The sequence below is a fragment of the Pseudomonas sp. TH21 genome (assembly GCF_016651025.1).
GTDB lineage: Bacteria > Pseudomonadota > Gammaproteobacteria > Pseudomonadales > Pseudomonadaceae > Aquipseudomonas > Aquipseudomonas aylmerensis.
In genome coordinates, this window is sequence record NZ_JAEKEQ010000001.1 from 3,484,425 (window position 1) to 3,503,236 (window position 18,812).

The 18,812-nt window shown below is 58.5% G+C and carries 23 protein-coding genes and 1 pseudogene; 11 read left to right on the forward strand and 13 right to left on the reverse strand.

The genetic code is table 11. The annotated features are described in order from the left end of the window. Positions 1-35 precede the first annotated feature (35 nt). The 12 genes and pseudogenes from JFU04_RS15285 to JFU04_RS15340 form a co-directional block, all read right to left on the reverse strand. Positions 36-374, reverse strand: a complete 339-nt coding sequence (locus tag JFU04_RS15285) for a head decoration protein (protein WP_201144729.1) — start codon at positions 372-374, stop codon at positions 36-38. Further along, positions 371-1,513, reverse strand: a complete 1,143-nt coding sequence (locus JFU04_RS15290; RefSeq protein ID WP_201144731.1) for a head maturation protease, ClpP-related — start codon at positions 1,511-1,513, stop codon at positions 371-373. The genes JFU04_RS15285 and JFU04_RS15290 overlap by 4 nt, the downstream gene beginning before the upstream one ends. Then, positions 1,510-2,991: a phage portal protein gene (locus tag JFU04_RS15295; RefSeq protein WP_201144732.1), complete on the reverse strand. Its 1,482-nt coding sequence runs from the start codon at positions 2,989-2,991 to the stop codon at positions 1,510-1,512. Before JFU04_RS15295 ends, JFU04_RS15290 begins: the two co-directional genes overlap by 4 nt. After that, on the reverse strand, positions 2,991-3,197 hold the full coding sequence (locus JFU04_RS15300; protein WP_098480164.1) for a phage head-tail joining protein: 207 nt from the start codon (positions 3,195-3,197) through the stop codon (positions 2,991-2,993). The genes JFU04_RS15295 and JFU04_RS15300 overlap by 1 nt, the downstream gene beginning before the upstream one ends. 1 nt (position 3,198) lies before the next feature. Further along, entirely contained in the window at positions 3,199-5,223 is a 2,025-nt protein-coding gene (locus tag JFU04_RS15305) for a phage terminase large subunit family protein (protein WP_201144734.1), read from the reverse strand. A 3-nt stretch (positions 5,224-5,226) separates the two neighbouring features. Beyond that, positions 5,227-5,829 carry a hypothetical protein gene (locus JFU04_RS15310; RefSeq protein ID WP_034106739.1) on the reverse strand — a complete coding sequence of 201 codons (603 nt, stop codon included), beginning with the start codon at positions 5,827-5,829 and terminating at the stop codon, positions 5,227-5,229. A gap of 213 nt (positions 5,830-6,042) precedes the next feature. After that, positions 6,043-6,369: pseudogene (locus tag JFU04_RS15315) on the reverse strand (phage holin family protein); the annotation flags it as partial. 527 nt (positions 6,370-6,896) lie between these two features. Beyond that, on the reverse strand, positions 6,897-7,262 hold the full coding sequence (locus JFU04_RS15320) for a PA0613 family protein (RefSeq protein WP_034106743.1): 366 nt from the start codon (positions 7,260-7,262) through the stop codon (positions 6,897-6,899). Then, on the reverse strand, positions 7,255-9,474 hold the full coding sequence (locus JFU04_RS15325) for a VapE domain-containing protein (protein WP_201144736.1): 2,220 nt from the start codon (positions 9,472-9,474) through the stop codon (positions 7,255-7,257). Before JFU04_RS15325 ends, JFU04_RS15320 begins: the two co-directional genes overlap by 8 nt. Further along, complete coding sequence (locus JFU04_RS30265) at positions 9,464-9,691, reverse strand: TraR/DksA C4-type zinc finger protein (protein WP_201144738.1); 228 nt, start codon at positions 9,689-9,691, stop codon at positions 9,464-9,466. The genes JFU04_RS15325 and JFU04_RS30265 overlap by 11 nt, the downstream gene beginning before the upstream one ends. After that, complete coding sequence (locus JFU04_RS15335) at positions 9,684-10,202, reverse strand: phage regulatory CII family protein (RefSeq protein WP_034106750.1); 519 nt, start codon at positions 10,200-10,202, stop codon at positions 9,684-9,686. The genes JFU04_RS30265 and JFU04_RS15335 overlap by 8 nt, the downstream gene beginning before the upstream one ends. A 329-nt stretch (positions 10,203-10,531) precedes the next feature. After that, positions 10,532-10,792: a hypothetical protein gene (locus tag JFU04_RS15340; protein ID WP_068932952.1), complete on the reverse strand. Its 261-nt coding sequence runs from the start codon at positions 10,790-10,792 to the stop codon at positions 10,532-10,534. A 78-nt stretch (positions 10,793-10,870) separates the two neighbouring features. Between JFU04_RS15340 and JFU04_RS15345 the strand changes: the two genes are divergently transcribed. Further along, the gene (locus tag JFU04_RS15345; RefSeq protein WP_201144740.1) at positions 10,871-11,596 is read left to right on the forward strand and encodes a LexA family protein; all 726 of its coding nucleotides are present in this window, start codon (positions 10,871-10,873) and stop codon (positions 11,594-11,596) included. A 6-nt stretch (positions 11,597-11,602) separates the two neighbouring features. On the opposite strand, the gene JFU04_RS15350 is transcribed toward JFU04_RS15345, so the two are convergent. Continuing rightward, positions 11,603-12,964, reverse strand: coding sequence for an SIR2 family NAD-dependent protein deacylase (locus JFU04_RS15350; RefSeq protein WP_201144742.1), 1,362 nt, complete (start codon positions 12,962-12,964; stop codon positions 11,603-11,605). 213 nt (positions 12,965-13,177) lie between these two features. Between JFU04_RS15350 and JFU04_RS15355 the strand changes: the two genes are divergently transcribed. The 10 genes from JFU04_RS15355 to JFU04_RS15400 all read left to right on the forward strand — a co-directional run bounded on the left by JFU04_RS15355 (position 13,178) and on the right by JFU04_RS15400 (position 18,810). Then, positions 13,178-13,354 carry a hypothetical protein gene (locus tag JFU04_RS15355; protein ID WP_201144744.1) on the forward strand — a complete coding sequence of 59 codons (177 nt, stop codon included), beginning with the start codon at positions 13,178-13,180 and terminating at the stop codon, positions 13,352-13,354. Next, entirely contained in the window at positions 13,351-13,932 is a 582-nt protein-coding gene (locus JFU04_RS15360; protein WP_201144746.1) for a hypothetical protein, read from the forward strand. The genes JFU04_RS15355 and JFU04_RS15360 overlap by 4 nt, the downstream gene beginning before the upstream one ends. 9 nt (positions 13,933-13,941) lie before the next feature. Beyond that, positions 13,942-14,226 (forward strand): phage antirepressor KilAC domain-containing protein, encoded by a 285-nt coding sequence (locus JFU04_RS15365; RefSeq protein WP_201144748.1) that lies wholly within the window; start codon positions 13,942-13,944, stop codon positions 14,224-14,226. Positions 14,227-14,381: 155 nt separating this feature from the next. Continuing rightward, positions 14,382-14,705, forward strand: a complete 324-nt coding sequence (locus JFU04_RS15370; RefSeq protein WP_201144749.1) for a pyocin activator PrtN family protein — start codon at positions 14,382-14,384, stop codon at positions 14,703-14,705. 51 nt (positions 14,706-14,756) lie between these two features. Then, complete coding sequence (locus tag JFU04_RS15375; protein WP_201144751.1) at positions 14,757-15,158, forward strand: hypothetical protein; 402 nt, start codon at positions 14,757-14,759, stop codon at positions 15,156-15,158. Further along, positions 15,155-15,376, forward strand: a complete 222-nt coding sequence (locus JFU04_RS15380; RefSeq protein WP_201144753.1) for a hypothetical protein — start codon at positions 15,155-15,157, stop codon at positions 15,374-15,376. The genes JFU04_RS15375 and JFU04_RS15380 overlap by 4 nt, the downstream gene beginning before the upstream one ends. Then, entirely contained in the window at positions 15,373-15,915 is a 543-nt protein-coding gene (locus JFU04_RS15385; protein ID WP_201144755.1) for a phosphohydrolase, read from the forward strand. Before JFU04_RS15380 ends, JFU04_RS15385 begins: the two co-directional genes overlap by 4 nt. Next, a complete protein-coding gene (locus JFU04_RS30270; protein WP_242485908.1) occupies positions 15,912-16,835 on the forward strand; it encodes a hypothetical protein in 924 nt (307 codons plus the stop codon). Before JFU04_RS15385 ends, JFU04_RS30270 begins: the two co-directional genes overlap by 4 nt. Next, the gene (locus JFU04_RS15395; protein ID WP_242485909.1) at positions 16,832-18,574 is read left to right on the forward strand and encodes a DNA cytosine methyltransferase; all 1,743 of its coding nucleotides are present in this window, start codon (positions 16,832-16,834) and stop codon (positions 18,572-18,574) included. Before JFU04_RS30270 ends, JFU04_RS15395 begins: the two co-directional genes overlap by 4 nt. After that, positions 18,574-18,810: a DUF4224 domain-containing protein gene (locus JFU04_RS15400; RefSeq protein ID WP_201146411.1), complete on the forward strand. Its 237-nt coding sequence runs from the start codon at positions 18,574-18,576 to the stop codon at positions 18,808-18,810. The genes JFU04_RS15395 and JFU04_RS15400 overlap by 1 nt, the downstream gene beginning before the upstream one ends. Positions 18,811-18,812 lie beyond the last annotated feature (2 nt).

Here is an 18,812-nt window from a genome sequence, read left to right on the forward strand (position 1 = left end):
CGCACTCGGCGGGATAAATAAACAGGGTGATCGTCTTAGCGGACGATGATGTGATTGACGCCCAGGGCCTTCTCGGCTGCGGGATCGAGGCCGGTCAAATGCGCTTCGCTGACTTCGGCGAGCCGCACAATGGCACGACCGCGCCTTACCACATCAGATTCGCTCAACGGCCCGTAGAGGATCGCGATGGCGTTTTCAGTACCATCCTCTGCGGTTGGCTTATACGGCGCAAATTCGCTGGTCGAGGTGATCAGGCCCAGGATCTGGCCCGGTTCGAGGGCACCGCCGGCGGCAACATTGATCGCTTCGCGGGAAATGTTGCCGTTACCTTCAGACAGCAGGAACTCGCCCGCGTGCATCGATTCAGTTTTCATGCTCTTGCTCCTTTCGAGGATCCGTTCTGAGCCGCCTGACGACTGCTCCAGATTGCGTGGGTATCGACCTGCTTGGCCTTGATCGTGGGTTCGGGGTCATTGTCCAGCGGCAGGCTGTTGTTGATTTCAAAGCCGCCGCCACTGCCCACCAGCTTGTCGAACAGTCGCGCCCTGACTGCAGCCTCGTCCAGGCCGGCGGTGATGAACTCACCGGTCAGCTCTGGCAGGCGGGCTGCAACGCAGAGGCCGTGCAACGCTTTCGCATTGGTAAGTGCCGCCTGGATCACCGCTTCGCTTTCGAGCTTGGTTGATGCCAGCAGCGGTTCCACCAGGTTGCTGATGCCTGCTGCAGCGCACCCTTGCGTGACCATCAGCGCCAGTTTTGCCGCGTCCAGCACGGGAGCCGGCGCTGGTAGATCGTTCGGCTCTGGCAGTTCAACCTCTGGCTCTTCATCGAGCTGGGCGAGCAACTCAGGCGGGGCATGCTGGAAACGCTGCAATACACTTCCCTGGCCGAGACAGGCGCTAACCTTCAGGCCGTCACCCACCTCATCAGCAAGGCCCAAGGCCACCGCTTCATTGGCCGTGAGCCAGGTTTCAGCGTTAACCATGCGCCTCAGTTCTGCCTCGTCGATGTCCGGCGCCTTGGCCTTGTAGGCCGCGATGATCGCTTCCAGCGTCTGGTCCAGCACATCGGCAACGCGGCGGAAGTCTTCCGCATCGCCACCGGTGAAGGTGTAGGGGTTGTGGATCATCAACATGGCGTTGGCCGCGATAACCACCCGGTGAGCGCCGCACACTGCGACACTGGCCGCACTAGCTGCCAGAGCATCAATGCGACCGGTGCAGCGTTCGCCCAGGCGTGACAGTGCGTTGTGGATCGCCAGGCCGTCGAACAGATCGCCGCCGATGCTGTTGAACGCAACGATCACCGGCGACACGCCGTCATCCATGGCGCGCAGATCCTGCACGAACTGATTGGCCGTAACGCCCCAAGCGCCTATCTCGCCATAGACGAAGATCTCGATGTTGCGCTGCTCGGCTTCGCCGCTGGCCTGGAGCGTGTACCAGCTCTTATCTGCGACGGTGACCTGCTTACCAGCTTTGTCGTAAACGCGAGGTTTTGATTTTTTGCTCATGGTTGTTCCTTGTCATCAATCGTCTCGATGGCTTCAAGAGTCGTGTAGTTGAGTCCGAGGTGTGTCGCCCTGGCGAGATCGGCGGCGTTTTCCGCGTCGACCGTTTCCGCGTCGTAACCCGTGCGCAGCACCATCTCGCTGCGCGACGCAAACCCTGCCTTCACTTCCATGCTCCGCGCCTGTACGTCCTGCACCGGCTGGATGTAGGCCCAGCCTTGCGGTACCCAACGGGTGCGCAAGTATTCGCGACGGCGTTGCGCGTAATCCTCCAGCACCAGGGCGCCGGACAGCACCGCCATGTCCATCCATGCAGCCCGTACCGGGCGACACAGCTGATGCACGTACACGCCGAATTGCAGCTGCTCCAGTCGGCGCCGGAACTCATTAAGTACAACTCGCAGCGCCCGGTCGTTGACCTCGCGCATGTCGCCGGTGAGGATCTCGTAAGGCGTGCCCGAACCCGCCGCCGCAGCCATCAGCTGCTGCCGCATAAAATCCGGGTAGTTGTTGCCGGCATCTGGTGGCTTGGAGAATTCCACCTCTTCACCTGGCCCCAGCTCCTGCATGGTGCCGGGCTCCAAGGCGACCATCGGCGTGAAGCCGTCGCGGTCGACATTCAATGGCATGCCAGTAACGGGATCGCGAGGCTGCTGCGTTGCCTCCGGTGCCGGGCGCTTGATGAAGCCCGCGAACAGGTTCGCCACTTCCTGCCGAAACAGCACCGCGTCGTCGTAGTTATCCAAGCTGCGCAGGCGCTTCAGCACCGGGGCCAAACGTGGGACGCCGCGCAACTGCCCGGGCTCCATCGGTTCGAAGATATGCAGCACCTGTGTTGCCGGTACGCGCACCAGCTGGTTGTAACCAGCGTTCAACGACGACGAGTCGCGGGGATGCGATAGGTACATGTAGTACGCCACACGCTTTCCCGCCGGATTGAACTCGATACCGGCGCGGATCACGTTGCCGTTTTTGGCCATCTCGAATTTGTCGTGAGGGACAAATTCAGGGGCCAGCGCCTGCAGCTGAAGCGGCACAGCCAAACCTTCACTTGGGCTGCGCGGTCGCAACCTTACAAAGCATTCACCAGCCGTCTCCACGGTGCGTGCCACCAGGGCCTGCATGCCGTAGAAGTCGGTAAGCTCGTCGGCATCCGCCTCATCCACCCAGTCGTCCCACAGCTGCTGCTTCAGCTTGCGCAGTGCCGCATCGTCCGTCGTTGGCCTGGGTGTAATGCCGGTGCCGATCAGGTTGCTGACGCGCTTGTCGATGACATTGAACGCATACGGGTCATTGCGCACCGCCGCCCGCGAGCGAGCCCGCAGGTTGCGCAAGGCCGGGGTGTTGATGCTGTTGATGCCGTTGTCGGTGGCCTCCCAACTGGCCGAACGTCGGCCCTCCCCGGCGCCTTCGTAACTGGCCTTGATGTTCGACGGCAGCAAGAATCCGTTACGGGTCAGCGTCGGATAATGTCGGGCCATTAGAGTCCCTTGCCTCCGTGAGTAAGCCGAACTACGCGAGAGCGCGGCCCGGCGGCGTTGGTCAGCGAGGTGCGGATCTCGTCGCGTGCCTTGAGCAGTTCGTCGATGGAGCGGTACTCCACCGTGCGGTCGCTGTAGCGCACGGTCTTTTCACCGCGTGCAATGGCGCGCTCGATGACTTCGAGGTGCTTCGGGGTAAACGACATATCAGCGTCTCTTCAGGTAACCGCTGGTGGAGCTGCGGCGTTGTTGTGGTGCAGCGGGTCGCGGTTGGGCCTCAGACGCTGCAGGTGACGGCGCAGGTAACGACTGACGCGCCGCGACCGGTGCAGGTGTTTCGTCAGCATTGACGCGCTCGCCTTGTACGGGCTTGACGCCCAACACATCGTCGAACAAACCAGACTGAGCCAGCGCTTGGCGGACCCGCTCCCAGTCGTGTTCCTGATAGCGATTGATGCCCAGGTAATGCGCCATCGCCAGGCAGTACACCATCAGGTCGAGCGCTTCGTTACGCTCGGCCTTGCCCTTGACCCACTCGATACGCTTGTAGCCTTTGACGTACCGGGCGACCTTGCGCTCGGCCACGCATTGGGCGAAGAACTCGTCCGGCAGGTCATTGGCAAAGTGCAGCGAACCGGGTCCGTCCTCGAAGGCGTAGCGGTTGTAGATCCAGTCCTTCGCGGTGTCGGTACCGACAAACCAAAGCTCGGCGCCGCCGCGCTCGGTCTGCCCTTTCCACGTCACGTCAACCATGGATGGCCGCTGAGCGATCACCGGCTTACCGGGCTTGCTCGCCCCCTTGAGCGCGAATACGTTGCGCCAGCGCCGCACGCGGCAGAACTGGTACACCTCATCGGTGTGGTGACCACCAGAGTCGACGCCCGTCGCCAGGATCGCCAAGGCAACACCGCAGGGATGCCGGTATCGGGCTTTGAGCTTTTCATCCAACACCGCCCATGTGCGCTCGTCGGCCGGATCGCCCCAGATCACCTGGTGATCAACCACCCAGCGCTCCATACCGACGCCGAAGCCCATCACCATCAGCTCCAGGCGGTTGGCCTGGACATCGACTGCGCCGGTCAGCATCAGCACGCCCACCGGCATACTGCCAAGGGTGTAGGTCTCCAGTCGTGCCCGAGCGATCAGCACTTCAGCCTTGGTTTGCTCTTGCGCGCTGTCCCAGACTTTGGCGAGACGGGTGTTGTAGAACACCTGCATCAGGCCCATGTCGCCCTTGGCCTGGGCCTTCTTGGCGTCTTCGAACTCCTCGGCAAGCGAGGCCCAGTCCTTCCAACCAATCGGCGAGTAGAGGGCATTCAGGTGGAAACCCACCGTCTTGCCATCGCCGCTGCCATGGGCACGCCACTCGCCACGGGCGAGCATGTCGGTTTTGTGATGCTCCTCGATCAGGACGTCACATTCAGGCGCGGCGCACTGGTAGTGAACCGTGCGGTAGTCCTTGCTATAGAGCAGCCGCTCCCACTCCAAGACCTGCATATGCCCGCATGAAGGGCACGGCACGTAGTAGTAACGCTGGTCGCTGGACTCGAACAAGTCCGCGATCCGCGAGGCGCCCTTGATCGTCGGCGAGCTGGAAAAGTAGATCTTGGCATTGCGCCCGAAGTTGGTCGCCCGCGTCTCTGCCAGCACGATGGGATCACCCTCCTGGCCGACGTCATTCTCCCAACGGTCGACCTCATCGCCGTAGATGTAGCGTGCCGACAATTCGGAAAGGTTCGCAGCCGAACCCGCCGTGGTGACGTACAAGGCGCCGCCCTCAAACTCCTTTGTATCCATGGTGTTGCGGGCATCCCGCGAGCGGCTGGCCGCTACTCGCTTCGCCAGTTCTGGGGTCGCCTTAATCGTCTTGCTGATCCGTCCGGAAACCCGCTTGGACAGGCTCAGACTGGGCAGCAGCGCCAGGATGTTGGACGGTGCCATGTGGATCAGTCCGCCCATCCAGTTCAAGGCGATCTGGGTTTTCATCAGCTGCGAGGCCACCATGGTGATGACTCGCCGGCAAGGGTGAGCCGGTGACAGGCAGCGCATGGGTTCGCGAGCGTACGGCGTCCGATCCGTGCGGTACTGGCCGGGCTCAGGGGCGCCGGTATCGCGCGGGATGCGCATGTACTCGTCGGCCCATTCGTCGATCCAGAGGTCAGGGTCAGGACGTAGTCCACGGAAATACGCCTCACGGTACGCACGGTCACCGTCAGGAAATTCCGTGGTCATAGGTCAGCTCGTTGTCATTGCTCGTTCAAGGTCGGACGAGGACATGCGCTCAGCCTCTTCCAGTGATTTACGAAGTGTCGCCGCCAGGTGTTTCTCGATGTCCCAGGGATCGGTCATGGCTGCAACCTTGTGGGACAGCTGGGGCAACAGGCCGAACAGCTGGTCGCGCAGATGGCGCCCCGCGTTGTACGCCCCCATCTCGACAGCATCCCTGGCTACCAGTGAGCCCTGCGCCTTGTGCAGCTCGATCTCGGCCAGCTGCGCCAGGTTGTGTTCGCGCATGGCGCGAGCCTTCTGGAAGTCGTGGCCTTTGGCGCCGACAGCAATAGGCTGCTGCGGCGCAGCCGTGTTAGTCGGCTCGACCAGGGGGGACAGTTGGCTGTAAACGTCACGCTGGATCCGGTCCTGCTGGTGTCGAGCAGCGACGGCGGCCTTGCTGGGGTCGGCGGTTTCGACGATCAGCGCTTCAGTTGCCAGCACGTCGACCATCTTGCCGTCCGGCGACAGGACCAGGCGATTGTTGCCTTTGAGCCAGGTGATGTAACTCGGCGTCCTGCCGATGCGAGCCGCGAAAGCGCTTTTAGACAGAAACAGTGGATCCGTCATAAGCCCTCCTTTTCAACGGCTTTTCAATGGAAACCTTTCAATTTCAATGGATTGAATTTCAGTAAGCTGGCAGCCCACCCGCTAACGCTTTCCCGCGGGTTTCATGCCCCGTACCCCTCGAATTTCGCCAGGGTCCCCGGCGACTTTTCGGCGCTCCATTTTGGTGCAGTCCACGTATTCCATAGCCTCTAGCACATCACGCCTGACCATTGCCCGAGGGGGCACATCGCACACGCCCAACCGCTTGGCGGCCCAGCGTTCGTACAAGCCGATGGCTACATCAGCGCCGGCCATTGCGGTGAGGCAGCCGATGCTCCCTGCCGCCAGGACCGACATGCCCGAGGCGTGCAACAACATCATGGTGGAAAGCCCGCAGACCACGCAGGCCCCGGACCGCAGCAGCAAGCGACGGACCAGGGACCAACCGCTCACCCCCGCCTTGTCGGCCCGCCATGCCTCGCCGGAAATCCCGCCGACCAGGGACAGTAGGATCACCATCCAGACCGGCATCTCAATAAGCGCTTGCTGCTCGTTCGTCATCGCCCTACCCCATAAACGCAAAAACCCGGCGCAATGGCCGGGTTCAGTGTGGTGGTGAGTTCCGCTGCTTGCGGTCGCACCTATCGAAGATGGGTACTTTTTACAGGTCGATTCCGGTGGCAGCAAGCGGGTTTTAATGCCATGGCGCAATACGGGTGCAATACAGGTATGACGCAGGTGCAACGCAGGGACAACGCATTCAGTCGGCTATCGCTTCTGGTGCCCTGTCTGACCTGTCCCACTATTCTTGATCAAAGTAGGACAGCTACAGGCGCCTAGATTAGGGGCTCTGCCCTACTGTCCTACCTTTTTTACTTTTTTCTTGTGTATAGAGAGAAAGCTAAAATCACGCGTGCGCGCCATGGGCGCGATTACGTGCCCGCTATGCTCATGTGTGCGTGGGGCGGGTAAAGGTTGGACGGTAGGACAGGCCAACAACGGCGCGGCCTGCGCCTGTCCAACTGCGCTAAATGGCAGTCGGACAAGGGCGGACAGTAGGACAAAGGCACGCGGAGTGACGCCGAGGGTCATGCAGCCTTCCCCATCAGCATGCCGGCGATGTGCAGGTGGGCTTCGTGCAGACGCTGGTAGTAGGTATCCCGACCGCATCCGCAGTGGGTGTACTTCTGCGACAGGAAACTTTCGTGGTTGCAGTAGTGCTCGCGCACGACAACTGACAGCTGCGGCGGCAAGTGTTTGTTGACGATTAGCTCGATGTCGGCCGATTCATCCAGCAGCACCCGACTACCACGCGTGCCACGTATCAACTCTCCTTTGCACTCCATCAGCATGGCGATCATGTTGCCGCCACTCGGGCCACCTACGTTTTCCGGCACAGGCGAATGCAGATCCTGCGCCCATAGTTTGAGCATCTCGTCGATTCGCTTAATCATCGAAGCATGGCTCCTCGATCTCCGTTTGCTGCAATGCCGACGTCCGTCCCCAGGTCGTGGGCTTCTGGTAGGACCAGGGCCGTACACCACTCTTTGCCAGCGCGGGCATGCGCTTCTTCCGCCACCCCAGCCGGTGCATGATCGCCCCGACACGCATCTGCTCGGGCTTGCCCCAATGGCCGAAGTCCAGCTTGAGCGCCTGGGTCAGGATCTCGTTGCCGGTGGCGGTTTCGCCGAGCTGCGACTCTTCCAGCCAGTTCAGGATTGGGCCTTCCCATTCGTCCACCACGAAGCGTTCGTCCTGGGCCTCTGCGAACATCCACGATTCGTCCTTGGTCACCCACCAGATATCGCCGGCCTCGAAGCAAAACAGTGCCTCGGCCCACAGCTGGTCGCGGATCTCGCGTAGTTGCTCTAGATCCACCTTGTTGCAGAACACCGGCCAGTAGCGACGGTTGCCCGTGGCGTCCTTGAGGTATTCCTCTTGGTTTGTGGTGCCCACGAAAACACACTGGCGTGGCACGTCGTTCGTTCTGCGGCCGTAGCTCTCGCGGTAGGTGTCGGTGGACGCGGAGAAGAACTGCTTGGCCTTGGTACTTTCGGCCTTGTTGAAGCTGTCCAACTCCCCCAGCTCGACAATCCACTTGCCGCGAATCGCCTGGAAGCTGTCCTTGTCGCCGAGGGCAAAAGGAGTGTCCATAAACCACTCGCCGCCGAGGACGCCCATGGCCGTGGATTTACCGGCGCCCTGCCCGCCTTCAAGGATCATCACCGAGTCGGCCTTGCAGCCTGGGCGCATCACCCGCGCAACAGCTGAGATAAGCCAGCGTTTGCCGACCTTGGCCGAGTACTCGCTCGTCTGGACGCCCAACACGTCGGTCAGCCAGGTTTCAATGCGGGGTACGCGGTCCCATTCCAGCTTCTCCAGGTACTCGCGCACCGGATGGAAGGCGTGATCGTGGGCAACCACGCTGACCGCTTCGATCACATGGGAGGCTTTGACCCGCAGGTTGTACTGCTGCGCGAGCCACTTCATCACGCGCATGTCGTCAATGTCGGCCCAATCGCCGGCACCGCCACCGAAGGGCGCAGACCGCAGCTTTACGATCTTGGAGCTGAACACGCTGTAACCGATGACCCCGGCCCAGCGTTCGTCATTGCCCAGGATCAGCTCGACGTTTTGCATGTGCGAGATAAGGGAGCCGTTTTCGGTGCGGGCCAGTTGGTCTTTCCAGCCACCCGCTGCAGGAGGTTTGACCACCGCCAGCACCTGGCGGCGGACGGCCTCCAGTCCCTCGGCGATGTGCAGGTCATTGAAGTCGGTCCACTTGATCTCGCGCTCGCCGGAGAACACGGGGGCAACCACCTGGCCACCTACGATCAGCGCGGCATTGGCGGCCTTCTCCTCGCCTGGGTTCCAGGGTTCGCCGTTGGGGCGCTTGGTCTTCCAGTCATCGTCGCGACAGATGATCAGCGGGCAGCCGGGAAAGCGCTCGCGCATGGCCTTGGAGACCGGCAGCAGGTTGCCCGCGTCGAAGGCAATGGCGACAGTAAGCGACGTCGCCATGTGCAGGCTGGCGCCCGTGGCGTAGCCCTCACACACCAGCACTGGCTCGCCGGGTTCAGGGTGAGGGCCGATCAGGTGGAAGGCGCCCTCCTTCGACATGCCGTAGGGCCAGTAGGCTTTATCGCGTCCGGTATCCTCTTGCTTGCCCGGAAAGATCACCTGCAGGCCGACGATCTGGTCGCGCACGTTGCACATGGGCACTAAAAATGCGCCGGTGCGTGGCGCATAGCGAACCTTGAAGCCGACGATCTGCTTTCGATCCAGGTACGCGCTCTTGCCCTTTTCAGGCATGCGTTTGAACAGACTGGAAGCACGGCTGGCCGCTCGACGAGACGCGTTGGCCGCTATCTCAGTAGCCTTGCGTTTGGCGTCCTCCTGCCGAGCGCGCATGACCTCTCGCTCCTCGGGGCTCATACGGCCGGCCTTGACCTTGATCTTCTGAGTGTCGCCGGAGCGCCAGTCACCGAAGCTGCCGAAGATCAGCGTCTCGTTTTTCTCGGTGCGGTGTTCGTGGACGACATACCAGCCGTTTTTTTCTTTGCCTTTGTCCTGCGTGGTTTTGCAGCGGGTTAGCTTGCCGAACAACAAGGGCTGATCGGGCTCCAGGCCGTAATCGGCGAACTGATTCAGTACCTCATCGAGCATGGCGGGCCTTCCTGGCTTCGTCGATGGATTGGCACATCACACATTGGGTGCAGCCAGGAATGGCAAGGCGGCGCTCCAATGGGATTGGCGTCTCGCACCCTTCACAGAACATGAATGAATGCAGAGCAACGGCGGGTTTATTGGCATTGCGTGCAGCAAGTGCCTGATCCAGACGCTCCTGCACCAGGTCGTTGGCAAAGTCAGCGATATCAGCCACGTTCCACCCCGCGAGTCGTCTGGTTGACGTACCGGGCGCGGTTGTACATGCCCAACAATCCCTGAATGCCGCGAAACACCAACTGGCGGATTTCAGCCAGCTCGCCGTCGTCGACCTTGCCGTCACCAATGTGCTTGGCCCAGGTTTCAGACAAATCCGCGACTTGGCGGAAGAACTGAGCAATTCCCGTGGTGAGGGTTTCGGGCATGTCATTGGTGTACGCCTCAGCCAGCTCCTGCCAGATCGTGTCGCCGACAAGGCCGTGCACCGCATCGAGAATGCGACGGTCCTTGGTCAGTTCGAGGATCTCGCCAAACTCCTGGATGTTGACGGTGTGCGAGGGATGGGTGGGAGACAACTTGTGCTGCAGCGTGGTGGCATTTCGACCGGTGGTGGCGGCGATTGCAGCCGCACCACCGGGATAGTCCCGTGCGGCGTGGTACAGGGCTAATTCGAGCGTCAGTACTTCCTTTTGCGCTCTCTCAACACAGCTTAAAGCTACTCGGCTCATGGCATTAATCCTACAAAGTTGCCAGTGCCCCGCGACATGCAGTGGTGTTACATTTGCCGCGTGGCTTGAAAGGGCCCAAACGCCGGCCAGATCTTAGGGATCGAAACCGGCACCGTGCCGAGGCGAACAATCCGTTGCTCACCTCTGGCGCAACAGCTGCCTAATCTGTGGTGGAAAAGGCAGCAACCCAAGACATCCGTGTCTTGGCAGCGCGATAAAGGCAGGTGGTTTGCATGTGGTGTGCCCTCCTACCTTCGTCGCGACCCGACAGCACTGTGGTGGTGTGTGCCGGGAGGAACTGGGCGACCCTTGGGTCGCCTTTTTTCTATCTACACTGCAGCTTTCTGCGGGGCCGATGCATTGAGCAACCAGGCAGCGTCAAACGCGTTGCCCTTCTGCTCAGCAGCGGTCGCTAGAAGTTTTGCGTAGTGGGTTTCACCGGTGTAATCGGTGCGGGGAAGGCTGGCAGCCAAGCGCCATTTGTTGAGCGCCTGATAACTCCTTTCACACACCTTGGCAGCGGCACCAATGCCGCCTACTGCTTCAAATGCGAACGCAATGGCGTTCGGAAAATCTGCGGGGTCCAGCATGGCAACCTCCATTTATCAACTCGCGGTTGATATTAACATCAACTGACTATTGCGCAACCCCTGTGAGAGTATCAACTCATGGTTGATAAGAACGAGCTACGGGCAGCTTTCACGGCGCGCCTTCACGAAGCACTCGACGACGCCGGTGTACGCACCCGGGGACGTGGCGTGGATATTCATAAGCATTTGGTGAAGGTTGGGGCTGAAAAAAGCACTCAGGCCATCAGCAAGTGGCTGAATGGTGAATCCATACCTGAGGCAGACAGCATGGTTATGCTGTGCTCATGGCTGAAGGTGCGGAGGGAGTGGCTGGAGTATGGCGTGCTGCCTAAAAAGCAGGAAAACGATAGCGGTATGCACAGCCACGCAAAAGGGCATGAAAGCAATGTTCACGAAGTCACCCGGATCTTTGGGAAGGTGCCATTAATTTCTTGGGTACAGGCAGGCGCGTGGTGCGAGGCCAACTTTGAAAATCATGACGGCGAAACGTGGCTATCTTGCCCTGTAGCAATTAGCGATAGCGGGTACGCACTTAAAGTACAAGGCGACTCCATGACAAATCCAGGACCAGGGCGCAGCTATCCTGCTGGGTGCATCATATTTGTGGATCCCGAAGCAGAAACAAAAACAGGGGATCGGGTGATAGCGAGAGTCCCTCGCACAAACGAGGCGACTTTTAAGGTTTTGGTAGAAGATGCGGGACGTCAATTTTTACGCCCTATTAATCCGCAATACCCAATCATTGATATTACGGAAGAAACGCACATCTGCGGAAAAGTCGTTGGAACCTTTCTTCCCGAGTAAAATTATTCAGTAGCGATCAAGATTAAATTCAGCAAGTAATTTTAGAACATCTTCCCACCGCTTACGGCGCGAATACGTTTTAAGCTCTCTCAAATGTCTATATTGCAAATGCACTTTACGAGCACTCCATTGCCGGTAAGAGTTATGGGATTGGCCCATTCCACGACCAATATAAGGTGCCAGCCGGTTAAACGCATGTGCTATTTTCTGAAAAAGAGCAGGGGGCACATTTGTATCTGCGTAGGCCATCATAACATCCAGAATAACCGTCAAACACTCCGAATAACCCTGAAACTGCCCATTACCACTGGACCGAATAAATGCTTGATCCACACAGCGTTCAAAGAAAGGAATAAAACAGTGAATCAAGCTTGCATGATTCATCCTCAACAAGCCGAGTATTTCTGTACGTCTAGCTTGATCATCTAAAAAAAGTTCTACAGCTGATGCTGTATTAGTATTGATATAACGCTCAAGTGCAGTCAGATTCTCATATGCAAGCCGATCCTTCTCTTTACGCTCCCGAATGAAAGGCATTAGCTCTTCAAAAAAAACCTCCAGGCTAGGAGTCTCCAAAACCAAAACGCCATTACCCGTTCTGTAAGGCCTATCTCTAGGGCTCGCTGCTCTTACTATTTGAATCACAGCATGAGGATAGGTTTCTGATTGGTAATCATATACATTTCGAGACCAATCATACGCAGTAAGAACGTTGTCATCTCCCAACCCATAACCCAAGAGCAATGTCGTTGACTCTTTCAAAGTCAATGCCAGCTTAATTTGCCGATACTCATTAGGACGAAACAGAACGGTGTAGTCTTCACGAGCAATTACGATCCCCTCAGGATCAGTTCTAACTCCGTGCAAATGGTAAACAGGAATTCTTCCCTTGGGGAATACCAAGGGCTCACTCGGACCTATCGTAACCGACGCAACATGCAAAAGACTTTCAAGTACGAGATCATAGTTAGTAGTAACTATCCACGACGGCGAGATCTCCATCAGTTTATCAGCATAAAAACTTTTTCTATCTTCATCCGGGTACCAAGACGTCAACTCTGCAACTTCTCGCTTAAGAGCTGAAAGAGACGCCTGATAGGAAATTGAGTTCATTTGAGAATGTTGCAAACACATCAACGATGCGACTTCTGGGTAACCGACCCCAATCATAGAATTATGTGAAAAATCAAAAGCGATTCCCATTTGAAGGGCTGCCTGTTGCAACAGAGCCCCCCATGAGAGTGCATCAGCTCCCACTAGCTCTTTAGAAAAGCCAGCACCGACAAATAGACATAAATTCCCATAAGCGCTTGAGAACCCAAGATAGCGTAGGACTTCTTCTCGCCCTGGCTGAACTTGTAACCCCATCACTGCCTCTCCATGACTTTAAAATTCCATTAGCGTTTTGAGCCGTCGTACACTTCACAACTCAGTCCTAAGACACTCCAAACGCTACTGAAATGCCATCACGCTGTCCAGCATCGTACGTCATGCAAAAAAACATCAACCATCAGTTGTTGACATAAAACAACCATTGGTTGATATTTGCCTCACTCTTCCACCACAGAGCGAGGCAACACCATGCACACCACCGCCACCCTGCACGTCCACCCGGCCGCTGCTAACCCCTCCCGCATCTTCGAAATTCGCCGCATGGCACAAGACTGCGGCTGCGCCTTCATCGCGTCCAAACCCAAGCTGAAACAGCGCTCCGCGCCTGCTCCGTTCGATCCGAACGACGGAGGGCAAGCGGCATGAGCAAGTACCAACTCGACAACCGCACCCTGGCGCTGCTCAAGGCCCAGGTCAGCCTAAGCGAAACTTTCAACCACCTCCTGCGCACCGAGACACAGCGCCAGGTTCTGTCCTTTCGCCTGAAAGTCGAACGCCGCATTGCCGACACGCACTTCAACGTTGAGTTGGGTAGCGAACGTCACACGCTGACCCTGACCAACAGCAAGAAGATGCACCTCAAACTTGCGGACTTCATTGAAGAGATCGTTAACGGGCCCTCCAACCCTGTTGAGACACCTGCCACTCCGCATGCAGATCGGCGCTACGGCGTGTTTGAAACCGAACACAAGCAACAGGTGTTCGATCTGGTGCGAACCGGCGGCGCACTCAGCCTCGATATGGGGTTTGAGCAACCGATCAACCTGGCGATCCACCGCAACAAATCCCGCGCTGGCATCACCACCATCATGAGTATCGGCGTCAGAAAGCCCCGCTCTAAGTGCTTCACGGTGTACGGCAGCGACGTGGAGATCTATTCCATGGTCGCTGAATCCATCACCCACCTGGCTGCCGTGGCGACTCCCGCCGCGCATGCAGGCTAGGAGGTCGCGATGGAACGTAGCCTCGAAAAAGCCGCCAAGTACTTCGGCCTGACACGCCCAAAGCTGATTGCACTAATGCGCGAAAAAGGTCTGCTGAACGACCGCAACCTACCGGCCTTCCCGGTGCGGGATCGCGAGTACCTGCGCGTCAAGGACAGCAACTGGTTCCACGCGACCGCCGGCATGCAGTACAGCCAGTCGACCAAGGTCCGACAAGCCGGCATCCGCTGGCTCGCCGACCAACTGGGGCTCGAGCTGCCAGCCATCCCGGCAGACAACCGTGAAGTGGCCTAGGGAGTACGCCCGCCAGATCGTCGCCATGCAAACACGCGAGGAGCGCAACGCTGCGCTCCTCGAAGTGCCGGAACATCTGCGGGAGCTGACCAAACGCCATTGCCTGAATGCCTGGAACCACCCCTCACGACTCAAACGCAAGGAGGCCGCAGCCCATGAGCAACACCAGCCAGACGCCGCTACGACTGCAACCCGCTGCGGATAGCGCCACCGTCGAGATGCTGCACCAACTCTTCGGCGACGTGCTTATCCCCCTGGAAAAGCTGCGCGTGCATTACTTCAAGAACCTCAACGAAAAGACTTTCACCGAGGCGATCAACAGCGGCCGGATTCAACTGCCAGTCACCACCCTTGATCACAGCGTTAAGGCGTTGCGGTACGCGCACATCAAGCACGTCGCGGCACTTATCGACATCCGCGCCTACAGGGCAGATGAAGACATGCCGCGACCGCAAAACGATTCAACGGAGCAGGACTAGTAACCAGACGGCTGCCACCACCAGCCAACGTAACTACCAGGAGCACACCACATGACTTCAATTCAAATCTGCGCATTGATCAGCATCGTAATCGCCGCCGGAATCCTCTACTGGGTCGGCTATCGAGGCGGCCTCACAGACGGCAAAAATGATGGCTACGACGAAGGCCATTCCGGCGGGTACATCTTGGGCCGTGACGAAGCTTCAGCCGCATACGCTACCTCTCTCAAAGAGATGTCAGATCAATGCATGCGCACCGAACTCCTATTGAGCCGGGAACCACAAAACCGTTACACCCTTCTCGCCATTGCCGAGAAGCTGAAGCTCGCCGCAGACACCTTCCGCGCCGTTAGATCCGAAAGCCAAGCAGCGCAGGCACTTGCCCTACGTGACAAGGCACTGAATATGGCTGCGCTGATGGACCGTTTCGAGCTGAAGGAGGATGTCGCATGAGCCAAGCCATCCCCATGCTGCGCCTGACACCCCAAGCCGCCGGCACACTGCAGCAACAACACGCTAAGGCCACCGAGGAACTGCGCGCACTGACCCGCTACAGAAAAGAGTTCGAACGTCAGTTGAAAGCCGTGATCGGTTATGAAGCTCTGCGCCAATTGCACAAGGCAACCGACGACGCCTTGCTGCTGGCCGACCTTGTGAGGGAAGCCGCATGAACTGGATCATCACTTCCACCGGCAAGCGCTTCGACTTGTTCGAGCCTGACGCCGACATGATCGACCCACGGGACATCTCGCACACACAGGCCCACCTGTGTCGATTCAACGGTCACACATGCGAGTTCTACAGCGTGGCCCAGCACAGGTGCATCGTCGCCGAGCTGGTGCCGGAAGAACACAAACTCGCGGCCTTGCTTCACGACGCGACCGAGGCGTACCTGGGTGACATGACCCGCCCACTCAAGCAGTGGATGCCCGACTACCGAGGTTTCGAAGACGTGATCTGGATGCGCGTTTGTGAGCGCTTCGACCTGGCCCTCTATCTCCCTGCCAGCGAGCACCATGCCGACCTGATTGCACTGGCAACCGAACGCCGCGACCTCATGCCAACCGATCCGGCTATCTGGGATTGCTTGGTCGGCATCGAACTCATGGTTGAAACCATTCGCCCATGGCCGGCCGCCGAAGCCCGGCTCACTTACCATCAGCGGCTGATGGACCAACTCGCAATCGAACACCGGAGGAAAGCGGCATGAAAAATCAACAGGACAACTCCAGCGCCCTGCCCGCTTTGCTCCGCATTCCAGGTAGCGTCGACACGCTAGAAACAAACAGTCTCTGCTGCGCAGCAGCAGGCATTATTGCTCCTTCCAGCGACACCGCCGAGGCACTTATACCCCACGAAAAGCTGCGCGGGGCAGCGCTTGCTGATGCAACGCTAAACGCTCAGGAACGCCCGCTCGCGCAGCCTGCTTTTGAGGAGAAAACACTTTCAATACTTGACGATCAACTTCATCTCGGCCAGTTGGCGAGCCGCAATAGAAATTGTTTGCGAATTGTGCGCGAAGACAGTGGCACACCTCATTCCATCTTTATTCGTACCATCAGAAAGCAAGCGCGCAAAAACTACACTTTGTTCGAGTGCCCCCCGAATTACCAAAAAGGGTTCGACCATTTCTTGAAGTGGCAAATCCACGGGATTGATCCCCTTCAAAGCCATCAACTGTGCTTCAACAGTGGTAATAATTTCGGTCTTAAGAGCTATATCGCCAGACTGAACATCTCCAAAACTTTTGAAGAGAAGGCTGCTTACGGTTGCTGCGCGTTCGGTCACACTACAAACAAGCTTGAAAATCACTTCGTGACGCTCACGGCGAGCAACCATCGCATCCCGCGTTTGCTTATTGCCAATGTAAAAGGCAGCTCCTACAGCTGCAATGCCTCCAAACGCCTGCAGCCATGCAGCAGCATCTCGCTTTGCATCAAATGCATCGAGAACAATAAACAGCGACCAACCCAAAGCGCCTACAGAGAGAAAGAACCAAACCATCCACAAGCTTGCGATTTTCAAACGTTGCAAAATTTTGAGCCCCATGAATACCAGCGGCCCACTGCCACTAGTTTCTCAAGGAGCTTGACCGGTTTTGAAATCGGCGTCCACGGAGGTGCAATTTGACCTCCTTCGCTCCCACCCCCATCACATCAGCAGTCAAAACCCAATTCGGCCTCGACTTCGCTGGCGAGATCCGTGTCGACCTCTTCGCCGGCGGCGGTGGCGCGACCATGGGCCAGGAGATGGGCACCGGCATACCAGTCGACATAGCCATCAACCACAACCCCGACGCCATCAGCATGCACAAGCGCAACCACCCGAGCGCTGAGCACTACATCACTGATGTCTACGACGTGTGCCCGCGTGTGGCAACTCGCGGCCGCCCAGTTGCGCACCTGCATGCCAGCCCTGAATGCACCCACCACAGCCTTGCTGCCGGCGGTCAGGCGCGCAGCACCACCAGCCGCTCCCAATCGTGGGTCATCCTTAAATGGGGGGGCCAAGCCAGCCCTCGCATGATCACCATGGAAAACGTCGTGCAGATCCTCCAATGGGGTCCACTGATCGCAAAGCGCTGCACCAAGACTGGACGAGTGATTCGCCGGGATATGACCATTGCCGCTGCCGGCGAGCGTGTCCCGGTGCAGGATCAGTACCTTGTGCCCGATCCAAAGCGCAAGGGACAGACCTGGCGTCGTTTCGAAAGCATCCTGCGGGCCATGGGTTACGACCTGATATACGGCAAACTCAAGGCTTGTGACTTCGGCGCCGCGACCACCCGCGAGCGCTTGTTCCTGATCGCACGTCGTGACGGACAGCCGCTGCGCTGGCCGGAACCGACGCACTTCAAGAACCCAGGCAAGGGACAATCTGCGTACCGAACCGCCGCCAGTTGCATAGACTGGTCGATCCCGTGCCCGAGCATTTTCCTTACCAAGGAAGAAGGCCGTGCTGCAGGCGTCAAGCGACCACTGGTGACCAACACGATGGAGCGCCTGCGCAAAGGCGCCAAGCGCTACGTCATCGAGCACAAGAACCCGTTCATCGTCAGCGTGAACCACACTGGCAACGACCTTGCACGCTGCCAATCTGTGGACGACCCATCAAAGACCATCACTAGCGCTCAGGGCTTTGCACTGGTAACTCCGCAGCTCGCGCCCTTCATCACCGAACATTCCAATGGCAGCAGCCAACGCAACATGCCGGGGGATGATCCCCTACGCACCATCTGCAGCGGTGTTAAAGGCGGTCACTTCGCGCTGGCCGTTGCCTATGTTGCACAGCACAACGGCGGGTACAACGAGACGCCCGGACATCATCCCGTAAAGCCCCTGACTGCCATCACCACCACAGGCAGCCAACAACAGATCGTCACCGCCCACCTTTCGACGCTTCGCAGGAACTGCGTAGGCAAGAGTATGGACGATCTGGTGCCCACCATCACGGCCGGCGCCGAACATCACGCCCTGGTCGAGTACACGCTCGCACCAGAAGTCGAGGCCGGCGCCATGCGTGTCGCCGCCTTCCTGATGGGTTACTACGGCAGCGACAACCTTTACGATCTGCGCGACCCGGCCGCGACCATCACCACGCGGGACCGCCTTGCTCTTGTAACAGTGACAATCGAGGGCATGCCGCATGTGATCGTCGATATCGGCATGCGCATGCTCACGCCGCGTGAGCTTTACCGTGCGCAGGGTTTTCCCGACAACTACGTGATCGACCGTGGGCACGACGGCCGTAAGTTCAGCAACAAGACACAAGTGCTCATGGTTGGCAACTCTGTTTCACCTCAACCGATGGCCGCTCTCATACGGGCGAACATGAGTGGGTGTAACGCTGAAAAGTTGGAGGCCGCATGATGGAGTTCCAAAGTGAAACACTGAGCGACGAAGAGCTGTCCACCATCACCGGCTATCAGATCCCTTCGAAGCAAATCCAGTGGCTGACCGACAACCACTGGGAGCACGTTCTGACCGGTGCCCGCCGACCTATCGTAGGCCGGGTATACGCACGAATGAAACTGGCTGGCGTCACGCCTACTGCCGTCAACCCAGCGGCCGAAACCTGGACGCTCGACCTGGCGAATGTGAGCTGACC

What these genes read in the sequence shown, in the direction of transcription:
- JFU04_RS15285 (WP_201144729.1), bottom strand. Translation starts at nt 374, where the DNA reads ATGAAAACTGAATCGATGCACGCGGGCGAGTTCCTGCTGTCTGAAGGT.
- JFU04_RS15290 (WP_201144731.1), bottom strand. Translation starts at nt 1,513, where the DNA reads ATGAGCAAAAAATCAAAACCTCGCGTTTACGACAAAGCTGGTAAGCAG.
- JFU04_RS15295 (WP_201144732.1), bottom strand. Translation starts at nt 2,991, where the DNA reads ATGGCCCGACATTATCCGACGCTGACCCGTAACGGATTCTTGCTGCCG.
- JFU04_RS15300 (WP_098480164.1), bottom strand. Translation starts at nt 3,197, where the DNA reads ATGTCGTTTACCCCGAAGCACCTCGAAGTCATCGAGCGCGCCATTGCA.
- JFU04_RS15305 (WP_201144734.1), bottom strand. Translation starts at nt 5,223, where the DNA reads ATGACCACGGAATTTCCTGACGGTGACCGTGCGTACCGTGAGGCGTAT.
- JFU04_RS15310 (WP_034106739.1), bottom strand. Translation starts at nt 5,829, where the DNA reads ATGACGGATCCACTGTTTCTGTCTAAAAGCGCTTTCGCGGCTCGCATC.
- JFU04_RS15320 (WP_034106743.1), bottom strand. Translation starts at nt 7,262, where the DNA reads ATGATTAAGCGAATCGACGAGATGCTCAAACTATGGGCGCAGGATCTG.
- JFU04_RS15325 (WP_201144736.1), bottom strand. Translation starts at nt 9,474, where the DNA reads ATGCTCGATGAGGTACTGAATCAGTTCGCCGATTACGGCCTGGAGCCC.
- JFU04_RS15335 (WP_034106750.1), bottom strand. Translation starts at nt 10,202, where the DNA reads ATGAGCCGAGTAGCTTTAAGCTGTGTTGAGAGAGCGCAAAAGGAAGTA.
- JFU04_RS15340 (WP_068932952.1), bottom strand. Translation starts at nt 10,792, where the DNA reads ATGCTGGACCCCGCAGATTTTCCGAACGCCATTGCGTTCGCATTTGAA.
- JFU04_RS15345 (WP_201144740.1), top strand. Translation starts at nt 10,871, where the DNA reads ATGGTTGATAAGAACGAGCTACGGGCAGCTTTCACGGCGCGCCTTCAC.
- JFU04_RS15350 (WP_201144742.1), bottom strand. Translation starts at nt 12,964, where the DNA reads ATGGGGTTACAAGTTCAGCCAGGGCGAGAAGAAGTCCTACGCTATCTT.
- JFU04_RS15355 (WP_201144744.1), top strand. Translation starts at nt 13,178, where the DNA reads ATGCACACCACCGCCACCCTGCACGTCCACCCGGCCGCTGCTAACCCC.
- JFU04_RS15360 (WP_201144746.1), top strand. Translation starts at nt 13,351, where the DNA reads ATGAGCAAGTACCAACTCGACAACCGCACCCTGGCGCTGCTCAAGGCC.
- JFU04_RS15365 (WP_201144748.1), top strand. Translation starts at nt 13,942, where the DNA reads ATGGAACGTAGCCTCGAAAAAGCCGCCAAGTACTTCGGCCTGACACGC.
- JFU04_RS15370 (WP_201144749.1), top strand. Translation starts at nt 14,382, where the DNA reads ATGAGCAACACCAGCCAGACGCCGCTACGACTGCAACCCGCTGCGGAT.
- JFU04_RS15375 (WP_201144751.1), top strand. Translation starts at nt 14,757, where the DNA reads ATGACTTCAATTCAAATCTGCGCATTGATCAGCATCGTAATCGCCGCC.
- JFU04_RS15380 (WP_201144753.1), top strand. Translation starts at nt 15,155, where the DNA reads ATGAGCCAAGCCATCCCCATGCTGCGCCTGACACCCCAAGCCGCCGGC.
- JFU04_RS15385 (WP_201144755.1), top strand. Translation starts at nt 15,373, where the DNA reads ATGAACTGGATCATCACTTCCACCGGCAAGCGCTTCGACTTGTTCGAG.
- JFU04_RS30270 (WP_242485908.1), top strand. Translation starts at nt 15,912, where the DNA reads ATGAAAAATCAACAGGACAACTCCAGCGCCCTGCCCGCTTTGCTCCGC.
- JFU04_RS15400 (WP_201146411.1), top strand. Translation starts at nt 18,574, where the DNA reads ATGGAGTTCCAAAGTGAAACACTGAGCGACGAAGAGCTGTCCACCATC.